The organism is Streptomyces sp. NPDC111606, assembly GCF_055656945.1.
Genome location: NZ_JBVKBY010000005.1, coordinates 135,384 through 158,444, shown reverse-complemented (window position 1 = coordinate 158,444; position 23,061 = coordinate 135,384). Strand labels below are relative to the sequence as shown.

The 23,061-nt window shown below is 71.4% G+C and carries 21 protein-coding genes; 12 read left to right on the top strand and 9 right to left on the bottom strand.

Features of this window, described 5'->3' with window-relative positions:
* The first annotated feature begins 56 nt into the window (after positions 1–56).
* On the top strand, positions 57–1,019 hold the full coding sequence (locus tag ACZ7M7_RS19435; RefSeq protein WP_362379271.1) for an electron transfer flavoprotein subunit alpha/FixB family protein: 963 nt from the start codon (positions 57–59) through the stop codon (positions 1,017–1,019).
* A 62-nt stretch (positions 1,020–1,081) separates the two neighbouring features.
* Here ACZ7M7_RS19435 and ACZ7M7_RS19430 read toward each other — a convergent pair whose 3' ends face one another.
* Positions 1,082–1,993, bottom strand: coding sequence for an endonuclease/exonuclease/phosphatase family protein (locus ACZ7M7_RS19430; RefSeq protein WP_472118391.1), 912 nt, complete (start codon positions 1,991–1,993; stop codon positions 1,082–1,084).
* A 204-nt stretch (positions 1,994–2,197) separates the two neighbouring features.
* On the opposite strand from ACZ7M7_RS19430, the gene ACZ7M7_RS19425 reads away from it, so the two are divergent.
* Together ACZ7M7_RS19425 and ACZ7M7_RS19420 are read left to right on the top strand one after the other, a co-directional pair.
* Positions 2,198–3,493, top strand: a complete 1,296-nt coding sequence (locus ACZ7M7_RS19425) for a DUF6986 family protein (protein WP_472118388.1) — start codon at positions 2,198–2,200, stop codon at positions 3,491–3,493.
* Between the two features lie 103 nt (positions 3,494–3,596).
* The gene (locus tag ACZ7M7_RS19420; protein WP_472118385.1) at positions 3,597–5,657 is read left to right on the top strand and encodes a serine/threonine-protein kinase; all 2,061 of its coding nucleotides are present in this window, start codon (positions 3,597–3,599) and stop codon (positions 5,655–5,657) included.
* 2 nt (positions 5,658–5,659) lie between these two features.
* On the opposite strand, the gene ACZ7M7_RS19415 is transcribed toward ACZ7M7_RS19420, so the two are convergent.
* On the bottom strand, positions 5,660–6,430 hold the full coding sequence (locus tag ACZ7M7_RS19415; protein ID WP_472118382.1) for a hypothetical protein: 771 nt from the start codon (positions 6,428–6,430) through the stop codon (positions 5,660–5,662).
* Positions 6,431–6,449: 19 nt separating this feature from the next.
* Positions 6,450–7,529: a LacI family DNA-binding transcriptional regulator gene (locus ACZ7M7_RS19410; RefSeq protein ID WP_383598708.1), complete on the bottom strand. Its 1,080-nt coding sequence runs from the start codon at positions 7,527–7,529 to the stop codon at positions 6,450–6,452.
* 240 nt (positions 7,530–7,769) lie between these two features.
* Here ACZ7M7_RS19410 and ACZ7M7_RS19405 point away from each other — a divergent pair, with 240 nt between their 5' ends.
* A complete protein-coding gene (locus tag ACZ7M7_RS19405; protein ID WP_472118379.1) occupies positions 7,770–8,720 on the top strand; it encodes an ROK family protein in 951 nt (316 codons plus the stop codon).
* A 52-nt stretch (positions 8,721–8,772) separates the two neighbouring features.
* On the opposite strand, the gene ACZ7M7_RS19400 is transcribed toward ACZ7M7_RS19405, so the two are convergent.
* Positions 8,773–10,746, bottom strand: a complete 1,974-nt coding sequence (locus tag ACZ7M7_RS19400; protein WP_472118376.1) for an NPCBM/NEW2 domain-containing protein — start codon at positions 10,744–10,746, stop codon at positions 8,773–8,775.
* 216 nt (positions 10,747–10,962) lie between these two features.
* Between ACZ7M7_RS19400 and ACZ7M7_RS19395 the strand changes: the two genes are divergently transcribed.
* The 3 genes from ACZ7M7_RS19395 to ACZ7M7_RS19385 all read left to right on the top strand — a co-directional run bounded on the left by ACZ7M7_RS19395 (position 10,963) and on the right by ACZ7M7_RS19385 (position 13,469).
* The gene (locus ACZ7M7_RS19395; protein WP_472118373.1) at positions 10,963–11,949 is read left to right on the top strand and encodes a TIGR01777 family oxidoreductase; all 987 of its coding nucleotides are present in this window, start codon (positions 10,963–10,965) and stop codon (positions 11,947–11,949) included.
* Positions 11,950–12,000: 51 nt separating this feature from the next.
* Positions 12,001–12,279 (top strand): hypothetical protein, encoded by a 279-nt coding sequence (locus ACZ7M7_RS19390; protein ID WP_383598696.1) that lies wholly within the window; start codon positions 12,001–12,003, stop codon positions 12,277–12,279.
* Between the two features lie 146 nt (positions 12,280–12,425).
* Positions 12,426–13,469 (top strand): NUDIX hydrolase, encoded by a 1,044-nt coding sequence (locus tag ACZ7M7_RS19385; RefSeq protein ID WP_472118370.1) that lies wholly within the window; start codon positions 12,426–12,428, stop codon positions 13,467–13,469.
* Here the strand turns inward: ACZ7M7_RS19385 and ACZ7M7_RS19380 are convergent.
* Complete coding sequence (locus tag ACZ7M7_RS19380; RefSeq protein ID WP_472118367.1) at positions 13,436–14,494, bottom strand: protein kinase family protein; 1,059 nt, start codon at positions 14,492–14,494, stop codon at positions 13,436–13,438. The two genes, ACZ7M7_RS19385 and ACZ7M7_RS19380, sit on opposite strands and share 34 nt — an antisense overlap.
* Positions 14,495–14,518: 24 nt before the next feature.
* Entirely contained in the window at positions 14,519–15,874 is a 1,356-nt protein-coding gene (locus ACZ7M7_RS19375) for a M20/M25/M40 family metallo-hydrolase (RefSeq protein ID WP_472118364.1), read from the bottom strand.
* A 133-nt stretch (positions 15,875–16,007) separates the two neighbouring features.
* Here ACZ7M7_RS19375 and ACZ7M7_RS19370 point away from each other — a divergent pair, with 133 nt between their 5' ends.
* Positions 16,008–17,270, top strand: coding sequence for a geranylgeranyl reductase family protein (locus ACZ7M7_RS19370; protein WP_472118361.1), 1,263 nt, complete (start codon positions 16,008–16,010; stop codon positions 17,268–17,270).
* A 56-nt stretch (positions 17,271–17,326) separates the two neighbouring features.
* On the opposite strand, the gene ACZ7M7_RS19365 is transcribed toward ACZ7M7_RS19370, so the two are convergent.
* Positions 17,327–17,776 carry a nitroreductase/quinone reductase family protein gene (locus tag ACZ7M7_RS19365; RefSeq protein ID WP_472118358.1) on the bottom strand — a complete coding sequence of 150 codons (450 nt, stop codon included), beginning with the start codon at positions 17,774–17,776 and terminating at the stop codon, positions 17,327–17,329.
* A gap of 142 nt (positions 17,777–17,918) precedes the next feature.
* Here ACZ7M7_RS19365 and ACZ7M7_RS19360 point away from each other — a divergent pair, with 142 nt between their 5' ends.
* The 3 genes from ACZ7M7_RS19360 (at position 17,919) to ACZ7M7_RS19350 (ending at position 20,630) form a co-directional block, all read left to right on the top strand.
* Positions 17,919–18,608 carry a TetR/AcrR family transcriptional regulator gene (locus ACZ7M7_RS19360; RefSeq protein WP_472118355.1) on the top strand — a complete coding sequence of 230 codons (690 nt, stop codon included), beginning with the start codon at positions 17,919–17,921 and terminating at the stop codon, positions 18,606–18,608.
* A 100-nt stretch (positions 18,609–18,708) separates the two neighbouring features.
* Positions 18,709–19,968 carry a sensor histidine kinase gene (locus ACZ7M7_RS19355; RefSeq protein ID WP_472118352.1) on the top strand — a complete coding sequence of 420 codons (1,260 nt, stop codon included), beginning with the start codon at positions 18,709–18,711 and terminating at the stop codon, positions 19,966–19,968.
* On the top strand, positions 19,965–20,630 hold the full coding sequence (locus tag ACZ7M7_RS19350) for a response regulator transcription factor (RefSeq protein ID WP_472118348.1): 666 nt from the start codon (positions 19,965–19,967) through the stop codon (positions 20,628–20,630). The genes ACZ7M7_RS19355 and ACZ7M7_RS19350 overlap by 4 nt, the downstream gene beginning before the upstream one ends.
* On the opposite strand, the gene ACZ7M7_RS19345 is transcribed toward ACZ7M7_RS19350, so the two are convergent.
* Positions 20,591–20,896, bottom strand: a complete 306-nt coding sequence (locus tag ACZ7M7_RS19345; protein WP_328429483.1) for a DUF6332 family protein — start codon at positions 20,894–20,896, stop codon at positions 20,591–20,593. The two genes, ACZ7M7_RS19350 and ACZ7M7_RS19345, sit on opposite strands and share 40 nt — an antisense overlap.
* Before the next feature lie 122 nt (positions 20,897–21,018).
* Here ACZ7M7_RS19345 and ACZ7M7_RS19340 point away from each other — a divergent pair, with 122 nt between their 5' ends.
* A complete protein-coding gene (locus tag ACZ7M7_RS19340; RefSeq protein WP_472118345.1) occupies positions 21,019–21,582 on the top strand; it encodes a GNAT family N-acetyltransferase in 564 nt (187 codons plus the stop codon).
* Here the strand turns inward: ACZ7M7_RS19340 and ACZ7M7_RS19335 are convergent.
* Positions 21,566–23,044 (bottom strand): MFS transporter, encoded by a 1,479-nt coding sequence (locus ACZ7M7_RS19335; RefSeq protein ID WP_472118342.1) that lies wholly within the window; start codon positions 23,042–23,044, stop codon positions 21,566–21,568. The two genes, ACZ7M7_RS19340 and ACZ7M7_RS19335, sit on opposite strands and share 17 nt — an antisense overlap.
* Between the last annotated feature and the right edge of the window lie 17 nt (positions 23,045–23,061).

The following is a 23,061-nucleotide window of genomic DNA, read 5'->3' as shown; positions in this document are numbered from 1 at the left end:
GAGGCTCAACACCCCTTCCGCCCCTCAGACTTCGCAATCCGCAGGAGAGCAATCCCATGGCTGAAGTTCTCGTCTACGTCGACCACGTGGACGGTGCCGTCCGCAAGCCCACCCTGGAGCTGCTGACCCTGGCCCGCCGAGTCGGCGAGCCGGTCGCCGTCGCGCTGGGCAACGGCGCCGCCGACACCGCCGCCACGCTCGCCGAGCACGGCGCGGTCAAGGTCCTCACCCACGAGGCCGCCGAGTACGCCGACTACCTGGTCGTCCCGAAGGTCGACGCCCTCCAGGCCGCCGTCGAGGCTGTCTCTCCGGCCGCCGTCCTGGTGCCGTCCTCCGCGGAGGGCAAGGAGATCGCCGCCCGTCTGGCGCTGCGCATCGGTTCCGGCATCATCACCGACGCCGTCGACATCGAGGCCGGCGACGAGGGCCCGGTGGCCACCCAGTCGGTGTTCGCCGCGTCCTTCACCACCAAGTCCCGTGTCTCCAAGGGCACCCCGGTCATCACGGTCAAGCCGAACTCGGCCGCCGTGGAGGCCGCTCCGGCCGCCGGTGCGGTCGAGGCCCTGTCGGTGTCCTTCTCCGCCCAGGCGACCGGCACCAAGGTCACCGGCCGTACCCCGCGTGAGTCGACCGGTCGTCCGGAGCTGACCGAGGCCGCGATCGTGGTCTCCGGTGGCCGTGGCGTCAACGGCGCGGAGAACTTCGCGATCATCGAGGCCCTCGCCGACTCGCTCGGTGCGGCCGTCGGTGCCTCGCGTGCCGCCGTGGACGCCGGCTGGTACCCGCACACCAACCAGGTCGGCCAGACCGGCAAGTCGGTCTCGCCGCAGCTGTACATCGCCTCCGGCATCTCCGGTGCGATCCAGCACCGCGCCGGTATGCAGACCTCGAAGACGATCGTGGCGATCAACAAGGACGCCGAGGCCCCGATCTTCGACCTGGTCGACTACGGCGTCGTCGGCGACCTCTTCGACGTCGTCCCGACCCTGACCGAGGAGATCAAGACCCGCAAGGGCTGATCCCGAAACGGGCACTCCGAGGCCCCCGTGACCGTCCGGCGGTCACGGGGGCCTCGGCTCGTTCAGCCCAGGGTCAGGGACGCCTGCACGGGCAGATGGTCGCTCGGGAACTGGCCGTCGTCGGAGAAGGTGTTGATCGTCGCCCGGTGCGTCGTGACACCGGGCGTGCTCAGGACCCAGTCGATGCGGTCGCCGTTCGGCGTCAGCGGCTTGTAGCCGTGGAAGGTCGCGTACAGCTCGCTGCGCTCGGACGCGGTGTGCCAGGTGTCGACGAGACCGGCGCCGAGCAGCGTGTCGTACACCGTGTTCCTGTGGGCGGCGACGTTGAAGTCCCCGGTCACCACGACCGGCAGGGAGCGGTCGAAGCCGGCGATCCGCTCGGCGATGAGTGCGGCGCTGCGCTCGCGCGCGTACTGGCTCACGTGGTCGAAGTGGGTGTTGAGGACGTAGAACTCCCGTCCGCCGTCGGTCGGATCGCGGAACCGGACCCAGGTGACCATGCGGGCGAAGGCCGCGCCCCAGGTGTTGGAGCCGATCACGTCGGGGGTGTCGGAGAGCCAGAAGTGGTCGTACTCGGTCGGGCGCAGCCGGTGGGAGTCGTAGAAGATCGCCATGGCCTCGTCGCGGCTGCCGTGCAGTCGGCCGGTGCCGACCCAGTCGTAGCGCCGGCCGAGGTCGGAGTCGATGTCGAGCAGCTGGGAGAAGATGCCCTCCTGGGTGCCGAGGACGTGCGGGGCCTCGCGGCGCAGCAGCTCGCGCATCACCGGTCTGCGCACGCTCCAGCTGTTCGGCTCGGTGGTGCTGGCGAAGCGCAGGTTGAACGACATGACCTGAAGGTGCCGGCGGGCGGCCGGGCGCTCGCCCGCCGAGGCGGACGTCGTGGGCAGTGCTGTACTGGAGAGGGGCGCGGTGACCGCCGCGGCTAACGCGGCCTTCAGGCCCAGACGGCGCGTGACTCGGCTGTGGTTCGGCACTGAGGCTCCTTCGGTGGGAACTACCGGACGAGTCGTGCGGGGCGTGCGTATGGAAGTGTGATACCGCGCCCTGTGATGGGCGTGAACATGGCGGGATGGGTGAGTGACTCCCCGTGGACATGGTGTTGACCAGCCGGAAGGTCGCCGGATAACTTCATTCTACGGATTGTTGATTCCGTATCGCGGAAGTCAGGAGGATGTGGGATGGGTCAGGGCCAGCAGGAGAAGGTGGCGACCAGCCTCGCGGGTGCCGTCAGCGAGGAGATCAGCGCCTCCCTCGCACCGGTCGACGCCGAGCTGGAGCGCCGCTACCCCGGAGACCCCGGCACCCGCCAGCCCGTCCACACCGTCTACGTCCCCGGTGACGTCTTCGCCGCCGACACCATCCGCTCCTGGGGCGACCAGGCCCTCGCGCTCCTCGACGAACACGCCCCGGACGCCGCGTCCTTCGCCGCCGTGCTCGGCCTGTCCGACGAACTCGCCGAGCCGGTCCACGCGCGTGTGCGCGCCAAGCTGGAGCGCGAGCCCATCGAGGACCTCCGCGTCGACTTCGAGGACGGCTACCAGGGGCGCGACGAGGACGAGGACGCCGCCCGCGCGGCCCGGCTGATCGCCGAGGCGTACGAGAACGGCACGGCAGCCCCGTACATGGGCATCCGCATGAAGTGCATGGAGGCGCCCGTACGCGACCGGGGCATCCGCACCCTCGACATCTTCCTCACCGGCCTGATGGAGGCCGGCGGTCTGCCCGACGGGCTGGTGCTCACCCTGCCCAAGGTGACGTACCCCGAGCAGGTCACCGCCATGGTGCGGCTCCTGGAGGAGTTCGAGAAGGCGCGCGGGCTCGAGCCCGGCCGGATCGGCTTCGAGATCCAGATCGAGACCAGCCAGTCCATCCTCGCCACCGACGGCACCGCCACCGTCGCCCGGATGATCCAGGCCGCCGAGGGCCGTGCAACGGGCCTGCACTACGGCACCTTCGACTACAGCGCCTGCCTCGGCGTCTCCGCCGCGTACCAGGCCAGCGACCACCCGGCCGCCGACCATGCCAAGGCGATCATGCAGGTCGCGGCGGCGGGCACCGGCGTACGCGTCTCCGACGGCTCGACGAACGTCCTGCCGGTCGGCCCGACCGCGAAGGTCCACGACGCCTGGCGACTGCACTACGGCCTCACCCGCCGCGCCCTGGCCCGCGCCTACTACCAGGGCTGGGACATGCACCCCGGCCACATCCCGACCCGCTACGCCGCCGTCTTCGCCTTCTACCGCGAGGGCTTCGAGCAGGCCGCCGCCCGCCTAGCCCGGTACGCCAACCGGACCGGCGGTGACGTCATGGACGAGCCCGCCACCGCCAAGGCGCTCAGCGGCTACCTGCTTCGCGGCCTGGACTGCGGTGCCCTCGACATCGGCGAGGTCGCCCGGCTGACCGGTCTGACCCGTACGGATCTGGAGGGATTCGCGTCGCCCCGGCGGGGTGACCTGACGGCCTCCGCGAAGTAGCGGCCCTGTCACATTCGCAACCACCGGCTGGTGTTGTCACTCCTGCCCCGTAGTCTGTACGCCACGCAAGGCATGTCAGTGGTGTCACAGGAACGGGGCAGCGGTGTCATCGGGGGAGAACGGACAGGCGGACGAGACCGGTCGGCTGCTGGCCGGGCGCTATCGCGTGGTGGCGCAACTCGGGCGCGGCGGCATGGGCGTGGTCTGGCGTGCCGTCGACGAGGTGCTGGGCCGCGAGGTCGCCGTCAAGGAGCTGCGCACCTACTCGGACGCCGACGGTCCCGAACTGGCCGATTTGCGGCTGCGGATGCAGCGCGAGGCCCGCGCGGCGGCCCGGGTCAAGCACTCGGGCGTCGTGGCCGTGCACGACGTCGCCGAAGTCGACGGACGCCCGCTGATCGTCATGGAGCTGGTCGACGGCCCCTCCCTGGAGGCGGTGCTGCGCGACCGTGGCACCCTCGACCCGCGTGAGGCGGCCGGGATCGGCGCCAAGGTCATGGACGCGCTGTCCGCCGCCCACCGCGTCGGCGTCCTGCACCGCGACGTCAAGCCCGGCAACATCCTGCTGGAGCGCTCCGGCCGGGTCGTCCTGACCGACTTCGGCATCGCCGCCATGGACGACCCGGGCGACGGCGCGGCCACCCAGCTCACCCGCACCGGCCATCTCGTGGGCTCCCTGGACTACTTGGCCCCCGAGCGTGCCCAGGGCGCCGACCCGGGCCCGTCCTCGGACGTCTGGGCCCTGGGCGCCACGCTGTACGCCGCGGTGGAGGGCTCCGCACCCTTCCGCCGCACGTCGACGTTCTCCACGCTCACCGCGATCGTCTCCGAGCCCCTGCCGGAGCCCGTCAACGCCGGGCCGCTCGGCCCCGTCCTGGCGCGGCTGATGGACAAGCGGTCCGAGTCCCGCCCGGAGGCCGACGAGGCACGCGAACTCCTCCTGGCGGTGGCCGGGTCGGGCGGCATGGACGCGCCGACGGCGGCCCTGCGGGGCCCGGCGGACTCCGGGCCCGGGCGGGACGAGACGGAGCGCAGCGTCCCCTCGGTGCCGCCCGGATTCGGGGCACCCGCACCGACCGGCCCCGCCGGACAGGCGTACGGCGGCCCGGGCCAGGGCACTCCAGGGCCTCAGAGCGCCGACACGCCACAACAGGGCGTGCCCGCGTCGGACCTGCCCGGGGCGCCACGCTTCGGGACTGCGGGGCAGGGCGCGAACGGCCCCGCGACTCCCGGCCGAGGCACGCCACCGGCACAGGGCTTCGGCGCCGCCGTCCATCCCGGCCCGCCCGTACCCGGCCACGGACCCGGCGCCCCGGGGCAGCCGGCCCCATCGCCGTACGGCAGTGTGCCGGGGCACTCCGGGCAACCCCCGCACGCCTTCGGCAGCCCCAGCCCCTCGCCGCACGACTCGGCCGCCACCGGCCCCATGGTCACCTCCTCCGGCAGCCCCGCCCGGCGCAAGAGCCGTGCCCTGCTCGCCGCCGTGGCCGTCACCGTGGTCCTCGCGGCCAGTGGGGTCACGGTCGCCCTGCTGAACAACTCGGGCGACGCCAAGGCCGAGGAGCCGGGCACGTCGGCGGTCGCCGCCACGGACAAGTCCCCCGAGGCGAGCGGCAGTCCCGACGCCGACCGCTCGGGCGACGGAGGTCTGACCGAGAAGGACGACGACAAGAAGTCCCCCGACGCGACCAAGTCCCCCAGCGACAAGGCGGACAGCAAGCCCACCGATCGCCCCACCACCTCGTCCCCGACCAAGCCCTCGGGCGGAGGCGGCACCGACGGCGGCACCACGGGCGGCGGCTCCGGCGACGGCGGCACCACGGGCGGTGGCGGAACCACAGGCGGTGGCGGGACCACCGGCGGCGGGGGCACCACGCCGGACCCGTCCTGCTTCGCCATCGGCGGCGGCAAGTACAACTGCCAGGTCTGGAAGACCGCCACGTCCTACACCGCCTCCGGCACCGAGGTCGGCATCCTGAACGCGGGCACCAACTACTTCTACTGCCAGCAGAATCTCGGCCGTCGGGAGACGTCCGGCCAGTGGACCAACGTCTGGTGGGCCAAGACGGACGACGACAGCGGCAACACGAACGTCTTCGTCAGCGACGTCTACCTCGAGGGCGGCAACAACGACGAGCCGGTGCCGGGACTCCCGGTCTGCTGAGCTCAGTTCCGGTCGGCCCGGAGGTACTTCTCCAGCCCGGAGGTCGTCACCAGCCGCTCCTCCACGAGCAGCCGCGTTCCCCGCTCGCACAACCCCGCGTCGGCTCGCGCACGCTCGCAGAACTCCTCGGGAGTGACCCCGAACAGCTCCCGCAACCGGGCCGAGCCGAGCAGGAGTTCCGCGATCAGCGCATGCTGGCCGGGGTGGGTGCGCGGCGCCCCGGAGCCGTCGTGCAGGACGCCATGGCGGTTGACGTACACGAAGGTGCCCGGGAGTACGCTGCCGTCCGCCGTCTCGATCCGCACCTCGGGTGCCGGCAGCCAGGCGCGGCCGAAGTTTCCGTCCGGCGCCGGTACGCCCTCGCTGGCGTCGATCACCGCGAGCTGCTCCGAGTCGAGCCAGGTGATGAACAACTCCCGTACGTGGCCCGGTGCTTCGAAGGGCGACGCGGACATGTACCCCATGCGGCTCACATGCGCGGAGACACCGACCTCGATGCCCGTCACCCGCACCTTCACCATCGGAAGGGGAGTGACGATTCCGAAAGCGGCCATCTTGCGCCGCAGTTGGCCGGGGCAGGCGTTGGAGCCGACCGCGAGGACGGGCACGCGGTCGTCGTACACCAGGCGGTCCAGGGGCAGCAGCCGGTCCCCGTCGAGGAGTCCGGAGTCCGACGGCCAGGCGCCCGGATAGAGCAGCGGATGGTCGCGCGGCGCCTCCGCCAGGCCGAGCGCCTCCAGGGTGCGGTCCTGCACCGGCCGCGAACTGCTCATGCTGTGGTCCATGGGCCGCTCAGTCCGCCGGCGGCAGCTCGCCCGAGCCGCGGGTGATCAGCCGTGTCGGCAGCTCGATGCGTTCCGGGGTGACCAGCGTGCCGTCCAGCTGGCGGAACAGCCGCTCGGCGGCGGTACGACCGAGAGCCGCCGCGTCCTGGGCGACGACGGTGACGCCGGGCTGCAGCAGGTCGGCGAGTTCGATGTCGTCGAAGCCGACGAGGGCGACACGACGGGACTGCTCGGCGAGGACACGGATCACGGTGACCGTCACGCGGTTGTTGCCCGCGAAGATCGCGGTGACGGGGGAGGGTCCGGAGAGCATCTCCTCGGCCGCCCTGCGCACCCGCTCCGGGTCGGTGACGCCCAGGGACATCCAGGCGTCCTCCACCGGTATGCCCGCGTCCTCCATCGCTGCCCGGTAGCCGCGCAGCCGCTCGGCGGCCGTGTGGATGCGGGGCATGTCGCCGATGAAGCCGATCCTGCGGTGGCCGTGGGCGATGAGGTGCGCGACGCCGTCGCGGGCACCGCCGTGGTTGTCGGACAGGACGCAGTCCACGTCGATCTGCCCGGCCGGGCGGTCGACGAACACGGTGGCGACGCCCGCCTTGAGCTCGGGCTCCATGTACCGGTGGTCGTCACCGGCCGGAATGATCACCAGCCCGTCCACCCGCCGCGCGCACAGTGCCAGCGCCAGCTCCTGCTCGCGGTCCGGGTCCTCGGCGCTGGAGCCGTTGATGAGCAGGGCGCCGTGCGCTCGGGCGACCTCCTCGACGGCCCGGCTGAGCGGGCCGTAGAAAGGGTCCGCGAGATCCTCCAGGACCAGGCCGATGCTCGCCGTACGGCCCTTGCGCAGCACCCGGGCGCTGTCGTTGCGGCGGAAGCCGAGGGCGTCGATGGCCTCCTGGACGCGACGCTCCGTCTCCGGCGTGACGCCGGGCTCTCCGTTGACCACGCGCGAGACGGTCTTCAGGCCCACTCCGGCACGCGCCGCGACGTCCTTCATGGTCGGACGGTTGCCGTAGCGGTTCTCCGGAAGGCGGTCGGAGCGGCGGATGGTCTCGGCCACGATGCGGTGTCCTGTCCTGTCGTCGTCCACGGGACGAGTCGATCCATGAGGCTCGCTCGGTCCGCGCGGATGCGTCTGTCCATGGGGATGCGTCGGTCCATGGGTTTGTATGAGGATGTGGCGTCGAGCATAGAGCCTGGACAACGTTGTCAGATCCAGGGGACACTGTCCACCGCAATCTCCGGCCTGCGCCCTCACCGCGAGACCGGCTCGCCCAATTCCCGTGGTTGACGGGGAGATCCGAATGGTTGACGGGGAGAACTGACACTGATGCACAACGACCTCGTGGCTGCGCTCGACATCGGCGGCACCAAGATCGCCGGAGCGCTGGTAGACGGCCACGGCCAGATCGCGGTCCGAGCTCAGCGCGCGACGCCCGCCCGGGAGGACGGCGACACCGTGATGCGGGCCGTCGAGGAGGTCGTCGGCGAACTCACCGCATCGCCCCTGTGGGGACGCGCCACGGCCCTCGGGATCGGCAGCGCGGGACCGGTGGACGCCTCCGCGGGCACCGTGAGTCCGGTGAACGTGCCCGGCTGGCGCGACTATCCGCTGGTCCGGCACGTCCGCGAGGCGGCGGGTGGCCTGCCCGTCGAGCTGATCGGCGACGGCGTGGCCATCACGGCGGCCGAGCACTGGCAGGGAGCCGCCCGGGGGCACGACAACGCGCTCTGCATGGTCGTCTCGACGGGCGTCGGAGGCGGCCTGGTCCTGAACGGCCGACTGCACCCCGGGCCCACCGGCAACGCCGGCCACATCGGTCACATCAGCGTCGATCTGGACGGCGATCTGTGCCCGTGCGGTTCGCGGGGCTGCGTGGAGCGCATCGCGAGCGGTCCCCACATCGCCCGGCGCGCGATCGAGAACGGCTGGCAGCCGGGTCCGGACGGCGACACGTCCGCCGCCGCGGTGGCCGCCGCCGCGCGGGGTGGGGACCCGGTCGCCGTGGCCTCCTTCGAACGGGCCGCACAGGCCCTCGCCGCCGGGATCGCGGCCACCGCGACCCTCGTCGAGATCGACATCGCGGTGATCGGCGGGGGAGTGGGCAAGGCGGGCGACGTCCTCTTCACCCCGCTCCGCAAGGCCCTCCACGACTACGCCACCCTGTCCTTCGTGCAGCGCCTGACGATCACCCCCGCCCAGATGGGCACGGACGCCGGGCTGGTGGGGGCCGCGGCGGCCGCGCTCGCCGGGAAGGCGGGCGCGGCGGCGGGGGTCTGAGCACCCCGGCGGGCAGGAACGTTCAGTCACAGGGTGGGGGCGGGCGGACCGCTCAGCAGGTCAGGCGCGCCTCCGCCCAGTCGCCGTGGTCCGAGGTGACGCCGTCCCCGCCGTCGGTGACGACGAGCCGGACTACCTGGGCGCCGGTCACATCGGCCGTGAGCGCCTGGGCCGGCATCGCGTTGGTGAGGGCGCCGGTCGAGGCGGCCCGGGTGCCGTCCGCCCAGATCTCGAAGGCGACGGTGCCGTCGGCGCCCTCCTCGTCGTCCACCCCGACCTTCGCGGTGACCGTCTCGCAGGCTCCGCCGCCGTAGTACTCGACGGTGCTGTCGGCGTGGACTCCGAGCCCCGTGCCGTACACCACCCCGCCGATCGTGATCGGATTCCCGTCGCCGGCGTCGCTCTCGCCGTTGCTGGTGTTGCGCTCGACCGGGCCCCACCCGTTGGTGGCCGAGAGCCACGGGAGGTCACCGAGCCCGGACGTCCCCGATGGCGGCGCCACCACCACGGTCGCCGTCAGCGGCAGCGCGCTGTCGACGCGGACACCGGAGGGGGAGCGGTAACTCGCCCTGAGAGTGAGCCCGTACGACCCCGGCGGCGTTTCCTGCGGTGCGGTGACCGCCCACTTGGTGCGCAGGGAGCGGCCTGTGGAGAGCGCCGGCGAGGTGGTGGGTGACGTCGCCCTGACGGACCACCCCTCGGGGCCGGTCAGCGTGACGGACACGCGCTTGGCCGTCGTACGCCCGAGGTCGGTGACCGTCGACGTGAGGCCTGCCTTCTTGCCCGCCTCGACCAGCGGGCTGCCGTCCAGGCCGAGTTCGACGGCGGGCGGGTGCTGGACCGACCTGGGATCGGCGGCGACGCGCAGCAGGACGGTGCCGTGCGCGGGGACAGTCGCGGAGATCGTGCCCGCGGTGTTGTGGCTCCGGTGCTGCCACAGGTCGCGCAGGGAGTAGGCGTCGGCGGCGGGCAGGCCGACCGCGTCGGCGTTCGTGGTGATGCGCTGGGCGGTGCCGGACTCGTTGAAGAGGGCCACCGCGCGGCTGCCGTCCCGCATCTCCTTGGCGACGACCCAGCGCCCGCCCTGCGAGGAGATCACCGTGCCCTGCTTGCCCAGGGGGTCCTGGTCGACCGCGATGACCTCGCGGTTGCCGAGGATCTCGAAGGTCTCCTCGGTGGCCGAGCGGAGGTCGGAGCCGATGAGGAGCGGAGCGGCCATGATCGCCCACATCGAGAAGTGCGAGCGGTACTCGGTGTCCGTCATGCCGCCGTTGCCGACCTCCAGCATGTCGGGGTCGTTCCAGCGGCCGGGCCCGGCGTGCGGCGCGAGCGGCAGGTTCTGCTTGAGGATCGACAGCATCGAGCCCCAGTTGTCGCTGATGTCGCCGGTCGTGCGCCACAGCTGGCCGACGTCGCCCGCCCACTCCCAGGGCTTGTTCTCGCCCCACTCGCAGATGCTGTGGACGATGGGACGGCCCGTGGCCAGGAGCGCGTTGCGCATGGTCGTGTAGCGCAGCTTGGCGTCCACACCCTGGTTGTTGCAGTTGTCGTACTTGAGGTAGTCCACGCCCCAGTCCGCGAACTGCTGGGCGTCGCTGTACTCATGGCCGAGCGAGCCCGGGAAGCCGGCGGTGTTGCAGGTCTTCGTGCCCGCGCTGGTGTAGATGCCGAATTTCAGGCCCTTGGAGTGGACGTAGTCGGCGACCGCCTTGATGCCGTTCGGGAAGCGGACCGGGTCGGGTACGAGCTTTCCGTTCGCGTCCCTGGACGGCAGGGCCCAGCAGTCGTCGAGGTTGACGTACTCGTATCCGGCGTCCTTGAGGCCCTTGTCGACGAAGATGTCCGCGATCCCCTTGACCATGGACTCGTCGAACTCGGCACGGCAGTGCGTGGAGTTCCAGTTGTTGAAGCCCATGGGCGGGGTGAGGGCGAGGCCCTCCGCCGGGGCGGGAGCCGTGGGGGCCGCGGCGGCGGGGGCGGCGAGACCCGCCGCGCAGAGCAGGCCTGCGGCAAGTGCTCCGACCACTCTTGTGTGGGTTGTGCGGGTGTGAAGGTTACGCACCGTTACGTTCCTCCGTACCTGCGAAGACGGGTGACGGCATGTACGCGTCATAGTGCGTTCACGGTAGAACCTGTCGGAGTGTGTTGGAAGTCGTCGGAGGCCGGAATGGCGAGCCGAGCGGAGTTTTTGAACATGTTCAACGTTCTGGGGTAAGGTCGTTCCCATACGAGAGGGGGAGCCGTGAAGATAGTGATTCCCGGGGGAACCGGGCAGGTGGGCGCGGTCCTGAACCGTGCCCTGAGCAGTGCCGGCCACGAGGTCGTCGTGCTGACGAGGCGGCCCACGCGCGACGGCGAGGTGCACTGGGACGGCGAGACCCTGGGGCCCTGGGCCACGGCGATCGACGGCAGCGACGTCGTGATCAACCTGGCGGGGCGCAGCGTCAGCTGCCGCTACACCGCGCCCAATTTGCAGGCCATGATGGATTCGCGGGTGCACTCCACCCAGATCGTCGGCGAGGCGATCGCGAGCGCGGCCCGGCCGCCGCGGGTCTGGCTGCAGATGAGCACGGCCACCATCTACGCCCACCGCTTCGACGCGCCCAACGACGAGGCGACGGGCATCATCGGCGGCAGCGAGCCCGATGTGCCGGACTACTGGTCCTACAGCATCGACATCGCCAGGTCCTGGGAGCGGGCACAGGAAGAGGCCGACACGCCGCACACCCGGAAGGTCGCCCTGCGGTCCGCCATGGTGATGAGCCCCGATCGCGGCGGTGTCCTCGACATGCTGCTGCGCCTCGCGCGGCTGGGCCTCGGCGGCCCCGTCGCGGGCGGCGGTCAGTACATCTCCTGGATCCACGACCGCGACTTCGTCCGCGCGGTCGAGTTCCTGATCGAGCGGGACGACGTCGTCGGGCCGGTGAACATCGCCGCCCCCGAACCCCTGCCGCAGCGCACGTTCATGCGCGACCTCCGCTCCGCCTCGCGCGTCCCCGTGGGCCTGCCCGCGACGAGGTGGATGGCGGAGATCGGCGCGTTCGCCCTGCGCTCGGACACCGAACTGCTGCTCAAGAGCCGCCGTGTCGTCCCTGGCCGACTGCTCGACGAGGGGTTCGCCTTCGAGTACGCCCGCTGGCCGGAAGCGGCCGGCGACCTCGTACGGCGCGTACGGGAGCGCAGGCTCCACGGGGGCCGGACCGGGGCCGGAGTTCCGTCACTGACCTGATCGCCCGAAGGGCGAGCGTGACTCCCGGCCCGTTCCACAGTTGAACCCACCATGAAGAAGCGCAGCATGCTCGCCATCGCCTCCCTGGCCACCGGATTCGTCGTCGCGGCGGTCACTCCGTCCCATGGCGCCGAAACCCCCGCCACCGGTGGTTCCCCCGCCACCGGGCTGCCGGACGCCGGGATCCCTGTCAGCGGCGCTCAGACGAAGGTCGCCGGCGTGAATGTGAACGACGCCCTGGACACGGTCGGCCGGGCCATCAACCGGGAGACGGACCGGGCCGTGAACGACGCTCCGCACAAGAAGACCAAGAACGGCAAGAAGGGCTGACGAGCCCGCCGGTACGACAGCACGGCGCCGGAGCCCTCGAATCCGAGGGGACTCCGGCGCCGTTGTCATGCGCTCTCTACGGGAGCTGGTTTCCGTGGCAGGGTGGAGCGGGCAAGCCACAGGGGGCCAACAGAAGAGGGGGAAACGTGATCGTTTGGATCAACGGTGCGTTCGGTGCGGGGAAGACCACCACCGCACGGGAACTGATCGAGCTGATCCCGAACAGCACGCTCTTCGACCCCGAGGTCATCGGCGGAGCGCTCAGTCACCTGCTTCCGCCCAAACACCTCACCGAGGTCGGTGACTTCCAGGACCTGCCGATCTGGCGACGTCTCGTGATCGACACGGCGGCCGCGCTGCTCGCCGAGCTCGGCGGGACCCTCGTCGTTCCGATGACGCTGCTGCGCCAGGAGTACCGCGACGAGATCTTCGGTGGCCTCGCCGCCCGCCGTATCACCGTCCAGCATGTGCTCCTCACCCCGGCGGAAACGATCCTGCGGGAGCGAATAGCCGACCGGGAGGTGCCGTCCGACCTGCCCGACGGCGAGATGCGGGTCCGGCAGTGGTCGTACGACCGCATAGAGCCGTATCGTGCCGCGCTCGCTTCCTGGCTCACCGCCGACGCCTATCTCGTCGACAACGGCGGCCTGACCCCGTACGAGACTGCCGCCCGTATCGCCGAGGCGGTCGGCAGCGGTTCGGTCCCCGTCTGCGACATCGTGCAGACGCCCGAGCCCACCGCCGAGACCCTCGCCTCGGGCGTCCTGCTCTTCGACGAGGAGGACCGCGTGCTGCTCGTCGACCCCACCTACAAGGCCGGCTGGGAGTTCCCCGGTGGCGTCGTCGAACCCGGCGAGGCGCCCGCGCGCGCGGGCATCCGCGAGGTCGCCGAGGAGACGGGGATACGGCTGGACGACGTACCGCGCCTGCTCGTGGTCGACTGGGAGCGGCCCTCGCCCCCCGGATACGGAGGTCTGCGCCTCCTGTTCGACGGCGGCCGGCTCGACTCGGCGGAGGCCGCACAGCTTCTGCTGCCCGGGCCCGAACTGCGCGACTGGCGCTTCGTCACCGAGGCGGAGGCGGCCGATCTGCTGCCGCCGGTGCGGTACGAGCGGCTGCGCTGGGCGCTGCGGGCGCGGGAACGCGGGGCGGCGCTCTATCTGGAGGCGGGCATACCGGCGCCTTCCTGAGCGAGCTCCAGTGCTTCGTACGGGTACGGCGTCGTTCTGCTCTCGTTCTGGAGCCGCCGGGCGAAGTCACCCATCACGACGGCGAGCGGCGCGTACCGCTCGATGATGCCGGCGGCGACCCGCGGGATCCCCTGGGGCCTGAGCCCCTCGGAGCAGGCACGCACGAAGGTCTCGCGGTCGTCCCGGTCATGGCCGTACAGGGCGGTCGCGAGCCAATTCACGAAGTGGCAGGCGGTGTAGACGCTGTCGTAGTGCCGGTGCCGCTCGAAGAAGTCGCGCTCCTGCGGGGTGAGGCGGAAGCGGGCGGAGAGAGCGAGGCCGTAGTCGGCGAGGTAGAGCCGGCGCCCGTCGGTGAGGATGTTCTGGAAGTGGGCGTCGAAGTGCAGCAGCCGGCCCTCGCGGAGGAAGCCGGTGGTGGCCTTGAGTTCCCGTTCTACGAAGGCGCACGCGGTATCGGCCTCGTCCGTGCGAAGCCGGGCGTCCAGCCAGTCGTGCAGGGTGTGCGGGACGTACTCAAGGAACAGCGCCACGCTCGCGGTCGCCGTCCGTAGTCCCTCGATGCGCTCGCGCACCTGCGGGCAGCCGCCCCAGTGGGCGACGGCCCGCTCCACGTCGGCCAGTTCGGTGGGAAGGGGTTGGGGCGGCTGCGGCAGGATCCGCCAGTGATGTGTCAGCGGGAAGCCCGGGAACCGGTCGGCCAGCACCCAGTTCGTGGTCATCGTGTGCACGGCGAGTTCGCGCCAGGCGCCGAAGCCCGGACTGCCGATGCCGTAGTGGAAGTAGGCCGGCAGGCCGAGGACGTTCGCCGTGGAGCGGGCGTTCCCCGGCCGCAACTCGACGTCGGTGAGCGGGATGCGTTTCACGAACACGCGTCTGCCGTCGACCTCGATCAGCGTCGACCGTCCGCCGATCCCCGTGCCGAGCGGCGTCCCCTCCGCCACGAGGTCCGCGAGCTCGTGGTCGGAGAGAAGCGCCAGGGACGTGCCGATGTCGGTGTGGGCGGTGAGGCGCGCGGAGCGGGTCATGAACCCATCCTCGGCGCAAGTGCCTCAGCTCGCCGCGTAGTTGCGCAGGAACAGTGCCTCGGCGACCGACAGGCGCTCCAGCTCCTGCGGGGACACGCTCTCGTTCACGGCGTGGATCTGGGCCTCCGGCTCGCTCAGGCCGATGAGGAGGATCTCCGCGTGCGGGTAGAGGGAGGCGAGGGTGTTGCACAGCGGGATCGAGCCGCCCTGGCCGGCGTACTGCATCTCCTGGTCCGGGTACGCCACCGCCATCGCGTCCGCCATGGCCTGGTAGGCGGGGCTGCTCGTGTCGGCGCGGAACGCCTGGCCCTGACCCGTCTGCTCGGTGCGCACCCGGGCACCCCACGGCGTGTGCGCCTCCAGGTGGGCCTGGAGCAGCTTGGTCGCCTCGGCGGCGTCGACGCCCGGCGGCACCCGCAGGCTGATCAGTGCCCGGGCGCTCGCCTGCACGGACGGGGTGGCGCCGACGACCGGCGGGCAGTCGATGCCCAGGACGGTGACGGCGGGGCGCGACCAGATACGGTCGGCGACCGTGCCGGAGCCGATCAGCTCGACGCCGTCGAGGACCTTGGCGTCCTTGCGGAACTGCGCCTCGTCGTACTGCAGTCCCTGCCACGCCGATTCGTCGGTCAGCCCGTCCACCGTCGTCGAACCGTCCTCGGCGCGCAGCGAGTCCAGGACGCGGATCAGCGCGCCGAGCGCGTCCGGAGCGGCCCCGCCGAACTGGCCGGAGTGCAGGTTGCCTTCGAGTGCGTCGATCTGCACGCGCATGAGGGTCATGCCGCGCAGGGTCGAGGTGACCGTCGGCAGGCCGACGCGGAAGTTGCCCGCGTCGCCGATCACGATGGTGTCGGCCGCCAGCAGGTCCGGGTGTGCCTCGGCGTACCGCTCCAGACCGCCCGTGCCCATCTCCTCCGAGCCCTCGGCGATCACCTTCACGTGCACCGGCACGCCACCGTCGGCCTTGAGCGCGCGCAGCGCCAGCAGGTGCATGATCAGGCCGCCCTTGCAGTCGGCGGCGCCGCGCCCGTACCAGCGGCCGTCGCGCTCGGTCAGCTCGAAGGGCGGGGTGTGCCAGGCGGCCTCGTCCAGCGGGGGCTGCACGTCGTAGTGGGCGTACAGCAGGACCGTCTTCGCGCCCGCGGGGCCGGGCAGACAGCCGTACACCGACTGCGTGCCGTCGGGGGTGTCCAGCAGGGCCACGTCCTCGAAGCCCTCCGCGCGCAGGGCGTCGGCGACCCAGCGGGCGGCGCCCTCGCTCTCGCTCCTCGGGAACTGGTCGAAGTCCGCCACCGACTTGAATGCCACCAGTTCGGTGAGCTCCGCCTTCGCCCTTGGCATCAGCGAGGCGACGGTCTCGGCGACCGGATTCGACGACATGGGCACGCTCCTTGTGGGTGCGACGTTGTACCAGTGAGTGCTGTGATCCTCCCACAGCAGCCTGCGACGATGCCCGCCGTAGGATGCGGGGGACAGCAGGCGTAGGCGGCTTGATCGGGAGCAGTAGACCATCGTGAGCAGCGAGAACTCTTCGGCGGACGACGTGCAGCAGGTGTGGGACGTCGTCGTGGTGGGCGCGGGACCCGCAGGAGCCTCGGCCGCGTATGCGGCGGCCGTCGCCGGGCGGAGCGTGCTGGTGCTGGAGAAAGCGGAGCTGCCGCGCTACAAGACATGCGGCGGCGGCATCATCGGTCCCTCGCGCGACGCGCTCCCACCCGGCTTCGAGCTGCCCTTCCGCGACCGGGTGCACGCGGTCACGTTCTCCAACAACGGCCGCTTCACCCGCACCCGCCGCTCCAAGCACATGCTGTTCGGGCTGATCAACCGGCCCGAGTTCGACCAGCAACTGGTCGAGCACGCCCAGAAGGCGGGCGCCGAGCTGTGTACGGGCGTGACCGTGCAGCGCGTCGAGCAGCACGGCTCGGCGGTGCCGGACCGGCGTAGCGTCGCCGTGGTCCTGCAGGGCGGCGAGACGCTGCTCGCGCGGGCCGTCGTCGGCGCGGACGGCAGCGCCAGCCGGATAGGAGCCCACGTCGGGGTGAAGCTCGACCAGGTGGACCTCGGCCTGGAGGCGGAGATCCCGGTGCCGGAGACGGTCGCCGAGGACTGGCAGGGGCGGGTGCTCATCGACTGGGGGCCGATTCCCGGCAGTTACGGCTGGGTGTTCCCCAAGGGCGACACGCTCACGGTCGGGGTGATCTCGGCGCGCGGTGAAGGCGCCGCGACCAAGCGATACTTGGAGGAGTTCATCGGGCGGCTTGGGCTCGCCGGGTTCGAACCGAGCATCTCCTCCGGCCACTTGACGCGCTGCCGCGCCGACGACTCGCCGCTGTCGCGCGGGCGGGTGCTGGTGTGCGGTGACGCGGCGGGCCTGCTGGAGCCGTGGACACGCGAGGGCATCTCGTTCGCGCTGCGGTCGGGGCGGCTCGCGGGGGAGTGGGCGGTGCGGATCGCCGAGGCGCACGACGCCGTGGACACCCGGCGCCAGGCCCTGAACTACGCCTTCGCGATCAAGGCGGGACTCGGCGTCGAAATGAGCGTCGGCAAGCGGCTGCTGACGGCGTTCGAGCGCCGTCCCGGGCTCTTCCACATGGGGCTGACCGGTTTCCGGCCGGCCTGGAAGGCGTTCATGGACATCACCCGCGGCGCCACGTCACTGGGCGAGATGGTCCGTACCCACCCCATGGCCCAGCGCGCCCTGACCGCGCTGGACAACCGTCAGTCGGCGAACCCGAACCCGACTCCGGCGCCGGCGGCCGACGAGGCCACTTCCTGACGATGATCCGGGTCACTGCGTGACGACGACCGGGGCACTTCCGTACGACGCCCCGGTCACTGCTCGACGGTGATCCGGAAGACGGGGTGGTCCGGGGCGGCCGCGACGATCTCCTCGTCGGAGGACTTCGCGGTGACCCCGTTGAAGTACTGGTTGACCTCCCAGCCCCACTTCTCCAGGTAGGCCCGCAGGATCGGGAGCTTCGTCTCGTCGGGAATCTCCACCGCGGAGAACTGACGCACCTTGCGCCCGACGCGCAGTTCCCCACCGCCGGCGGCGCGCATGTTGCGCACCCACTGGGAGTGGCCGCGGGCCGAGACGAGGTACTGCGTGCCGTCGTAGGTGTGCGGGTTGACCGGGATGCGCTGCATGGTGCCGCTCTTGCGCCCGCGCACGGACATCTCCGCCGTGCCCGCGATGCTGAACCCGTGCCGGGCAAGCCAGCCGACGACGCTGTTGAAACGGACGTTCAGCGGGCTGCCCTTGAGGTAGTACGGCGACGACATCGGTGACTCCCGGAGTTTGATCTCGAGATTGAGAGAGCGGTGCTCTCGCTTGAGAGCAGTGTGCACGAGATTGCCGATCCAGAGCAAGAGCAGTGCTCTCGAATATGTGCACTGCTCCGTTATCCGTGGGAGAGTGGCTCACATGAGCAGCACCACACAGGGCGCACGTGCCCGGGCCAGGCTGGAAGTCACGGCGGCCATCAAGGACGAGGCGCGCAGACAGCTCGCGGCCGAGGGCGCCGCGAAGCTCTCGCTGCGCGCCGTGGCCCGCGAACTCGGCATGGTGTCCTCCGCGCTCTACCGGTACTTCCCCAGCCGGGACGACCTGCTGACCGCTCTCATCATCGACGCCTACGACTCCCTCGGCGAGTGTGCGGAGGCCGCGCACCGCAAGGCCGCCGACGCCGGGCCCGTGGAACGCTGGACGGCGGTCGCCCAGGCCGTCCGCGACTGGGCGCTGCGGCATCCGCACGAGTACGCGCTGATCTACGGCTCGCCCGTGCCCGGCTACACCGCGCCCGACACCACGGTTCCGCCCGCCTCCCGCGTCGGCCTCCTCTTCATCGGCATCCTCCGCGACGCCCACCGGCACTCCGGCCTCACCGAGCCGCCTCTGTCCGCCGAACTGCGCCCCGAGGCCGAGCGCATGGCCGCCGACCTGGCCCCCGACCTCCCCGCGGCGACGGTCGCGGCCCTGATCGCCGCCTGGGCCCAGCTCTTCGGGCTCGTCGGGTTCGAGCTGTTCGGGCAGTTCCACCGGGTCGTGGAGGACCGGGAGACCTTCTTCCGGCATGCGGTGGGCCGGCTCGCCCACGAGGTGGGACTGGCGTGAGCCGCCGAGGAGGGGGAGGGGGCGTACTTCGCGGGGAGTATCCGTGATCACCACGCCCGGGTGACGCCGCCCGGCGGTCATCGCGTCTAGCGTGGCGGACATGGATGAGCAGCAGGTACGCCGGCGCGGCGGTCCGCCGATGTGGTGGCGGCAGGGGCCGCCGTGGTGGAACCGCTGGGAGGACGAGGAGCACGCCGTTCGCTGGCCCTGGCGCTCCACGCTGCTGATCACCGTCTTCGTGATGGCCGGCTCGAACTTCGCCGCCGAGGGGCAGCTGGACTACCGGGCCCCGCTCGACCCCTTCGCACGCGCCCTGCTGTTCGTGGCGTCGGCCCTGCTGCTGTGGCGCAAGCGGTACCCGGTGACCGTCGTCTTCGGGACCGCGATCGCCGCCACGCTCTACCTCGGCGCCGGATACCCGTACGGCCCGGTCTTCCTGGCTGTCGCCGTGGCCTGCTTCAACGCCATCGTCACCGGACACCGCCGGGCCACCTGGGCTGCGGTGGGGGTGTTCTGGATCGGGCACGCCCTGGTCGCCCACTGGCTGTACCGGTGGCTGCCGCCGTCCGGTGACTCGGCCGCCCCCTGGGGGCAGGAGGGCGTGATCGCCGCCTGGGTGGCGGCGATCGTGGCGGTGTCGGAGCTGGCCAGAACGCGGCGCGAGCAGTGGGTGCGGGAACGCGCCGAGCGGGCGCAGGCGGCGCGGCGGCGCGCCGACGAGGAGCGGCTGCGGATCGCCCGCGAACTGCACGACGTCCTCGCGCACAGCATCTCCGTGATCAATGTGCAGGCGGGTGTCGGACTCGCCCTCCTCGACACCGACCCCGAGCAGGCGCGGACGGCCCTCACCACCATCAAGGCCCAGAGCAAGGAAGCGCTCGGCGAGGTCCGCCAGGTCCTCGACACCCTGCGCACCCCCGGCGACGCGCCCCGCGCCCCGGCCCCCGGCCTCGACCGGCTGCCCGAACTGGTGGAGCAGGCGGCGAGTGCGGGCCTCACCGTCGAGGTCGAGGGCGATCCGCCCCGCCTGGCACCCGGCACGGACCTCGCCGCCTTCCGGATCCTCCAGGAGGCCCTCACCAACGTCGTACGACACTCGGAATCACGGCACGCACGCGTGCACCTCGATCACTCCGACAGGACGGCGCTACGGCTGCGCATCGACGACGACGGTCCGGCGACCGGCACCGACGCGGGCGGCAGCGGCAATGGACTCGCCGGAATGCGGGAGCGGGCGGCCGCGCTCGGTGGCACGATCGAGGCGGGCCCGCGTGCCGACGGCGGGTTCCGGGTGCTCGCCGTACTGCCGTTGAAGGCTCCCGCCGACGAACCGGGCAACCACGTCAAGGAGGACCGGTGATCCGCGTACTGCTCGCCGACGACCAGTCACTGGTGCGGGCCGGCTTCCGCGCGCTGCTCGACGCACAGCCCGACATCGAGGTGGCGGGAGAGGCGTCCGACGGCGAGGAAGCGGTGCGCAAGGTCCGCGAACTGCGGCCAGACGTCGTCCTGATGGACATCCGTATGCCGCTCCTCGACGGCCTCGCCGCGACCCGCCGGGTCACCGACGACGGCGACCTCACGGGCGTCAAGGTGGTCATGCTCACCACCTTCGAGCTCGACGAGTACGTCTTCGAGGCCATCCGCTCGGGCGCCTCCGGCTTCCTGGTCAAGGACACCGAGCCCGACGAACTCCTGCGCGCAGTACGGGCGGTGGTCGAGGGCGACGCGCTGCTGTCGCCGGGTGTGACCCGCCGTCTCATCGCCGAGTTCGCCGCCCGCTCCAAGGAGCCCGCGGCCGCCGACGCCCTCGTCGAACTCACCGAGCGCGAGCGGGAGGTGATGGCGCTGGTCGGCATCGGACTGTCCAACGAGGAGATCGCCCGGCGCCTGGTGGTCAGCCCGCTCACCGCGAAGACCCACGTCAGCCGCACGATGGTCAAGCTCGGCGCCCGGGACCGGGCGCAACTCGTGGTGCTGGCCTACGAGTCCGGGTTGGTGCGGCCGGGCTGGCTGGGCTGACCGGCCTCGCCTGCGGCGGCCTTCCGCTGCCCGAAGCGGACCAGCACACTGACGACGCGGGCGACGAACAGCACGGCCGCCGCGGTCGTCCCCGCCGCGACGAGCGTGGTGCGCGTCCCGGCCGACACATCGAACGCGAACGCCGGTCCGGCCACCGCCCCGAACAGCACGGCCGCCGCGAACGCCGCACTGCACAGGGCGTATCCGATCTCGACGGTGATCGCGTCCCGCTCGGCCTGACTGCGCCGTCCCCCATACATGGTCATACAGGGAGTTTCACAGCGTGTGCCCGGCGGAGCAAGCAGGCTCCGCCGGGCACACGTTGAGGAAGGTTCCCCCGGGCGTCTCTCTCGGATCACTTTCACGGACGTGCGCTACGTTGCCCGTCATGACTGACCTTGGATCCGTCGCCTGGCCACCCGCCCCGATCAGGACCGAGCGGCTCGTGCTCCGCGAGTCCGAGGCCCGGGACCGTGCGGCGTTCATCGAGCTGTTCGCCTCGCCGGAGGTGGGCACGTACATCGGTGGACCTCGACCGCGTGACGAGCTCGAGCGTGCGGTGCCCGAGGTGCCCGGGCGCAGGCCCGGCCTGTTCGTGATCGATCTCGACGGAGCGATGATCGGCATGATCACGCTCGATCGACGCGACGCAGAGCGGCCGGGTCACGTCCTTCCCGATGCCGGAGAGACCGAACTCGGCTACCTGTTCCTGCCGGAGGCGTGGGGATCCGGGTACGCCGCCGAAGCGTGCCACGCGGCACTCGACTGGTTCGCCGGAGCGCTTCCCGGCCGGCCGGTGGTGCTCCGCACCCAGGCCGCCAACGACCGCGCGATGCGCCTCGCGCAGAAACTGGGATTCACCGAGGTGGAGCGGTTCGAGGAGTACGGCGCCGAGCAGTGGTTCGGCGTGCGGAGTCCGGCACCGGGCGCGGTCCCTAGTCGCGAACGGTGACGCGTTCCGCCTCCTGCGACGCGGACTTGGCGACCACCACGGTCTGCTGCTCGCGACGCGTGCGCACTCCGGTGAGGGCGATCAGCAGACCCACGACCGCGATGCCCGTGATCACGACCAGAGCGGGCATGTAGCTGTCGAGGTGAGCCTGCGGGGACGCGGACTCCGCGGGGGTGTTCGCGGTCAGCACCGCCGTCACCACGGCCAGGAACAGCGCGCCGCCCACCTGGACCGAGGTGTTGAGCAGGCCCGAGACCATGCCCTGCTCGTGTTCGTCGACGCCGTTCGTGGCCTGGACGTTCAGTGAGGGGAAGGTCAGCGCGAAGGCCGAGCCGACCAGCAGCATGGTGGGCAGGATCACCGCCGCGTAGACCGGGTCGAGGTCGATGCGCAGGAACAGGACGTAGCCGGCGACCATCAGGGCGAAGCCGATCGCGATCAGCCGTGCCGTGCCGAACCGGTCGATGATCGCACCGACCTTGGTCGCCGACAGTGCCACGAGCGCGCCCGCAGGCAGGAACGCCAGAGCCGTGTGCAGCGCCGACCAGCCGAGCAGTTCCTGCATGTACAGCGTGACCAGGAACTGGAAGCCGATGTAGCTGCCGACGAATGTCAACGCGCCCAGTTGCGCCCGCACTTGAGCCCCGGAGCGCAGCACGCCGAGTCGGATCAGCGGGCTCGGGCTGCGCCGCTCGACGCGGACGAAAGCCGTCAGCAGGGCGACGACGGCGACGAAGGACAGGACCGTGCGGGCGGAGCCCCAGCCCGCTTCCGGCGCTTCGACGACGGTGAAGACGAGCAGCAGCATCGAGGCGGTGCCGAGGACGGCGCCGGGGATGTCGTAGCCGCCGGTGTTCTTCTCGCGCTCGGTGCGCGGCAGCAGCTTCAGGCCGACGGCCAGGGCGATCAGCGCGACGGGCGCCGGGAGCAGCATGGTCAGACGCCAACTGGCCTCGGTGAGCAGGCCGGAGAAGACCAGTCCCATCGAGTAGCCGGTGGCGCCGCAGGTGGTGTAGATCGCCAGTGCCCGGTTGCGTACGGGGCCTTCGGCGAACGTCGTGGTGATGATCGACAGGCCGGCGGGCGCGGTGAACGCGGCGGCCAGGCCCTTGATGAAGCGGCTTGCGATCAGCAGCGGGCCGGAGTCGACGAGCCCGCCGAGCAGCGACGCGAGCGCGAAGACGGCGAGGGCGACCAGGAAGACCTGACGTCGGCCCAGCAGGTCGGCGGCCCGTCCGCCGAGGAGGAGCAGGCCGCCGTAGCCGAGGATGTAGCCACTGACGATCCACTGCAGGGTCGAGGTGGACAGGCCCAGGTCGGCGCCGATGGACGGCAGGGCGACACCGACCATCGACACGTCGAGTGCGTCCAGGAACATCGCGGCGCACAGCACCAGCAAGGTGCCCCACAGCCGGGGGGTCCAACGTCCGTCGGACGCGGGGGAGATGAGCGGAGAGGTCATGGCCCGAACACTACATG